General features: G+C 48.6%; 5 protein-coding genes. All 5 read right to left on the reverse strand.

All coding sequences use genetic code 11. The features are described 5' to 3' along the window. Positions 1-150, reverse strand: a 150-nt coding sequence (locus Xinn_RS20155; RefSeq protein ID WP_211286016.1) for a Mov34/MPN/PAD-1 family protein, incomplete at its 3' end; no start/stop codon positions are given. Between the two features lie 92 nt (positions 151-242). Beyond that, positions 243-893 carry a DNA translocase FtsK gene (locus tag Xinn_RS20160; RefSeq protein ID WP_086953084.1) on the reverse strand — a complete coding sequence of 217 codons (651 nt, stop codon included), beginning with the start codon at positions 891-893 and terminating at the stop codon, positions 243-245. A 72-nt stretch (positions 894-965) separates the two neighbouring features. Continuing rightward, positions 966-1,703: a phage minor tail protein L gene (locus Xinn_RS20165; protein ID WP_086953083.1), complete on the reverse strand. Its 738-nt coding sequence runs from the start codon at positions 1,701-1,703 to the stop codon at positions 966-968. 11 nt (positions 1,704-1,714) lie between these two features. Further along, positions 1,715-2,047 (reverse strand): phage tail protein, encoded by a 333-nt coding sequence (locus Xinn_RS20170; RefSeq protein WP_086953082.1) that lies wholly within the window; start codon positions 2,045-2,047, stop codon positions 1,715-1,717. Next, positions 2,044-3,753, reverse strand: a complete 1,710-nt coding sequence (locus tag Xinn_RS20175; protein ID WP_099137783.1) for a phage tail tape measure protein — start codon at positions 3,751-3,753, stop codon at positions 2,044-2,046. The genes Xinn_RS20170 and Xinn_RS20175 overlap by 4 nt, the downstream gene beginning before the upstream one ends. Positions 3,754-3,869: the final 116 nt, after the last annotated feature.

Here is a 3,869-nt window from a genome sequence, read left to right on the forward strand (position 1 = left end):
CAAACTGAACTGTTCAGTCGGTGAGGTGGCGGTATTACGACAGGGAATGTATTGTTGTTTTCGGTGATTCTGGATCACCAGACCACAACACTCATGAGGATAATCCGCTTTGGCATGATCAAGAATGGATTGAATTATATAGGGGCGCATACGGGCACCTTAAAAATAGAAAACCCGCCTTACAAAGTGATCAATATAAGGATTCACCTCAAAAGCGGGTTATTGAGTAAATATCGGATAAATTACATATCTAAATTTTCCAAATAATATTTGTCAGTATTGGGATCATAGCGCACCAACGCATTGAATTTTGTTCTTAGAGTTGCACCAAAACTATTCTGAGCATCAACATATCCAATGAAATTAAATTTACACTCTGCGGGTTTATACGACTCAATATCGTAGTAACTGGCAAATTTAGCAGTTGATGGGGCTTTTAAATGAGATGATACGAATTTTTCAGCATAAGAATATGCGGTCTTATCATCTGAGCAATAATCCATCTTAGATGTTGGGGAACGATTGGAACACGAAATGAAAACGAACATAATAACAATAAAGCTGATACCAGCGATAAGCCACTCAAACCCTCCATAGCCTAATACTTTAGAATCACTTTGCTTGGCATTAGCTATTCCGGGGTTCGGTTCCTTTTTTTCTTGTCTCGTTATTTTCTGAGCTAAAGGAGTAATTATTTTGTATCGAGAAATTTCACCATCATATTCCCATATGGCTATCCCCTTTTCCTCCATTTGTTCTAATAACAAAACGGCTCTATTATAGCCTATACCAAGGTAATCTTTTATTTCATCGATAGATGTATATTCCTTGGTTACTGCATACTCAACCGCATCATAAAATAAAGGATCAATAGTCTTATCATCGGCTCCCATTAGAATGCCCCCTATAACACCAATACATCAACAAATATTAACCCTTAGCTCGCTTAATATCCAGATACTCCATTACCTCCTCAGCAATGCCGAACCGGGAAAACCCCCGAACGGTAGTTGCGTGTTTTCCCCGTACCTTAGCTTACAGTCGCGCATTAATCCCCCGCAGACATCCCGTGACGGGTCATCCGTCGGGTTGCCCTCTTCATCAAAATAACGGGTGCCGGTGTAGTTGCACGGGGATTGTCGATATTGTCCGCGCATACACCAGGTACAGAGGCTGTGAATTTGTCGGGTGGGAATTTGAATGCCTTGCAAATCCGCCGGGGACGACAGGGCAAAATGCACTTCGGTATTGTCTTCCTGTGTTTTGCTGTCGATATAGAAAACATCAATTTTTTCCTGTGTCGGGTCAGCGTCCGGGTTGCCGTCGGGAAAGTTACGGGCATCCAGATAATGCACAAAGGTCATATGAAGTGTCACGCGGGCCTGCACCATATTCTGGTAAGCCAGACATAAGGCACTGATTGTGCCATCCAGATTCGCTACGCTGAGTGTGGGTGAGATTGCCCGGCCGTCACCACTGACCTCCAGCCCCTCGATTTTCACCGGCCACGGTTTGTATTCCACCCCCTGCCACCAAAGGGATTTAGCCGGCAAGGCGTCCGCATTTTCCAGCTCCGCTTCGGTGTAGGCAATCGGGTGATGGTGAAAATACAGTTCAGGGCCGCCAAACGCTGAGCCGTCAACGGCAAACAATAAAACCTTACTCCCCGGCTCCAGTTGTTGGAGATCACTATGGATTGTCATATCCCCTCCTTTTAAGGGTGATAAGTGCGGGTAAAGGTCACGGACAGGGTGAAGTAGGTTCCGTGTGCCTGTAGGCTGAATTTTCCGGCCTGATACAAGCCCAGCTCCGCTAACGGATTGCGCCATTTAAAGGCACGCCAGCCCTGATGCTCGCGCAGAAACGTCATAATCGGTTCGATATCCGCCAGAACACCAACAAATGACAGCGGCCAGCTTTCCCGCTGGCTGTTGATCCCATCCCCGCTGGTTTGCTTGTAGCCGTCGCCGAACTGAACGGTGCGCACCACCGGCTCAAACTCACCGGCTGCGCCCACCCGTGCCGGAAAATCAAAGGTTTTTATCATCGCCGTCCTCCTTTAATCGCGACACTGAGTTCACCGCCCTGACCGAGACTTTTATGCAGCAACGTCTTAAAGCGCTGGTCGATGAACTTCGCAATATCCTGTCCGGCGGATTCAAACCCACTGGTGGTTTTCACGTCGTGATTGCCGTCAGACTGGATCACGATACTCACCTGATTGGTGGTCTGGTTGCTCGTCCCGCCTGACGCCTCGACCCCCAGCCGCCCATCTGAGCCACGTTTTAGTGGAAGAATGGCTTCCGGTCCCGCTTCCCCCATCAAGCCGCCGCCTTTGGCAAATTTAAACAGGGTCGGGCTGCTGATAATCTGCCCGCTGTACTGACTTAAATCCGCTGACTGGTACACCCCGCCTTTTGCGTTCGCAATCGGACTTTTCCAGACATCCGGGGTCAGGGTTGAGCCAGAACCGATGGACCCCATACTGCCCCCGGCGGAGGCTAGCGACTGCGTGCCCATACTTGCCATGCCGCCCCCGCCAAAGAAGCCGGAGATAGCCTTGGTGATCAGTGCCTGCATGGCTATACGCATGAGGTCCTGAATAATGGATTGTGCCAGTGAAGCCGACAGTTCCCGCATGGACTCCGAGAACGACTTACTGCCGGTCAGCATCCCGGTCAACGCATTGCCGGTTCGCTGTTCGACTACATCCAACAAATTCAGTTGCATACGCTGAAAATCCCCCTGTGCCCCGTACAACTCTTTCGCGGCGGCCAGTTGTGCATCCCGCGATCGCGTTCCGGCGGCGGTGGTTAACTGTTCGAACCGCTCTTTGCTGATACGGTTATTGCGGTAATAGGCCTCATACAGTGCGGTTTGTTCGGTCAGTTGGTTTTTTAACTGAATCACCGGATCGACCTCCCCGGTCAGATACAGTTGCGGGACAGCCAGCGCCCGTGCCTGTTCCGCTAATTTATCTTTAACCGACGTCTGATTCAGGGTCTTGCTGGCTAGCAAATATTCCTGCTCGGTCAGCAGGCGTTCAGCGTACAGTGCTTTCAGCTCTTTGCTGGCTTCCGCCTCCTGTCGGATAAGGGCTTTTGCCGGGGCATAGCGTTCTGCCAGTTCCAGCCGCTGTTTCTGGTGGTTTTCAGCATTCAGGGCTTTCAGGCGCTCAATCTCACTCTGGGACACTAAGCCGGACTTCGCGATATCGTCCAGTTTTCGCTGCACGTCTTTCTCATTCAGCAGAATACGGCCCAGACTGGTGCTGTGTGCCCGCTCAATATCAAACCGCAACTGCTGATACTGATTAATGATTTGGGTGGCGCCCTTTCCCTTGTCTCCATCATCCTCACCTGTCCATGGGGGCGAGTTGTTACCATCGGGTTTGGGTGGCTGATTGTATTTACCACTTAATAAAATAGATTCTGCGTTTTTGAGGCTTTCTTTTTTTGCTGCGAGGTCTTTTGCTATGTCTTCCAAGTCGCCTTGGTTTTTACGACGATGTTTTTCATATTCAGCCGGGCTTTCATCAAGCCAATCTGCAAGAAACCCTAATCCGCTGTCTCTTATGCCTTCCATGTCAGCTTGTCGTTTTTGGGAATACCTTACTGATTCTCCATAAAGCCTTTTCTGCTCCTTTTCTAAAAGCTGTATATCCTCCTTAAGATCATCCATGCGAATTTCTAGTTTGATTTTTGATAATTGCTGCAATTGTGCAATTGTCTCTACTAGTGGTACATTCTGCATTTGATAACCTCATCAAGCGAGCTTGAAAACCATTAAGTTTTATGGTTAATTAGCACACCGTTTCAATGACCATCAGATACCCCTAATTTTTTATGTGGAAAGCGCCAGCAGTCAAT

Origin of the sequence: Xenorhabdus innexi (genome assembly GCF_002632485.1) — a bacterium.
Classification (GTDB): Bacteria; Pseudomonadota; Gammaproteobacteria; order Enterobacterales; family Enterobacteriaceae; genus Xenorhabdus; species Xenorhabdus innexi.

What these genes read in the sequence shown, in the direction of transcription:
- Xinn_RS20170 (WP_086953082.1), bottom strand. Translation starts at nt 2,047, where the DNA reads ATGATAAAAACCTTTGATTTTCCGGCACGGGTGGGCGCAGCCGGTGAG.
- Xinn_RS20175 (WP_099137783.1), bottom strand. Translation starts at nt 3,753, where the DNA reads ATGCAGAATGTACCACTAGTAGAGACAATTGCACAATTGCAGCAATTA.
- Xinn_RS20160 (WP_086953084.1), bottom strand. Translation starts at nt 893, where the DNA reads ATGGGAGCCGATGATAAGACTATTGATCCTTTATTTTATGATGCGGTT.
- Xinn_RS20165 (WP_086953083.1), bottom strand. Translation starts at nt 1,703, where the DNA reads ATGACAATCCATAGTGATCTCCAACAACTGGAGCCGGGGAGTAAGGTT.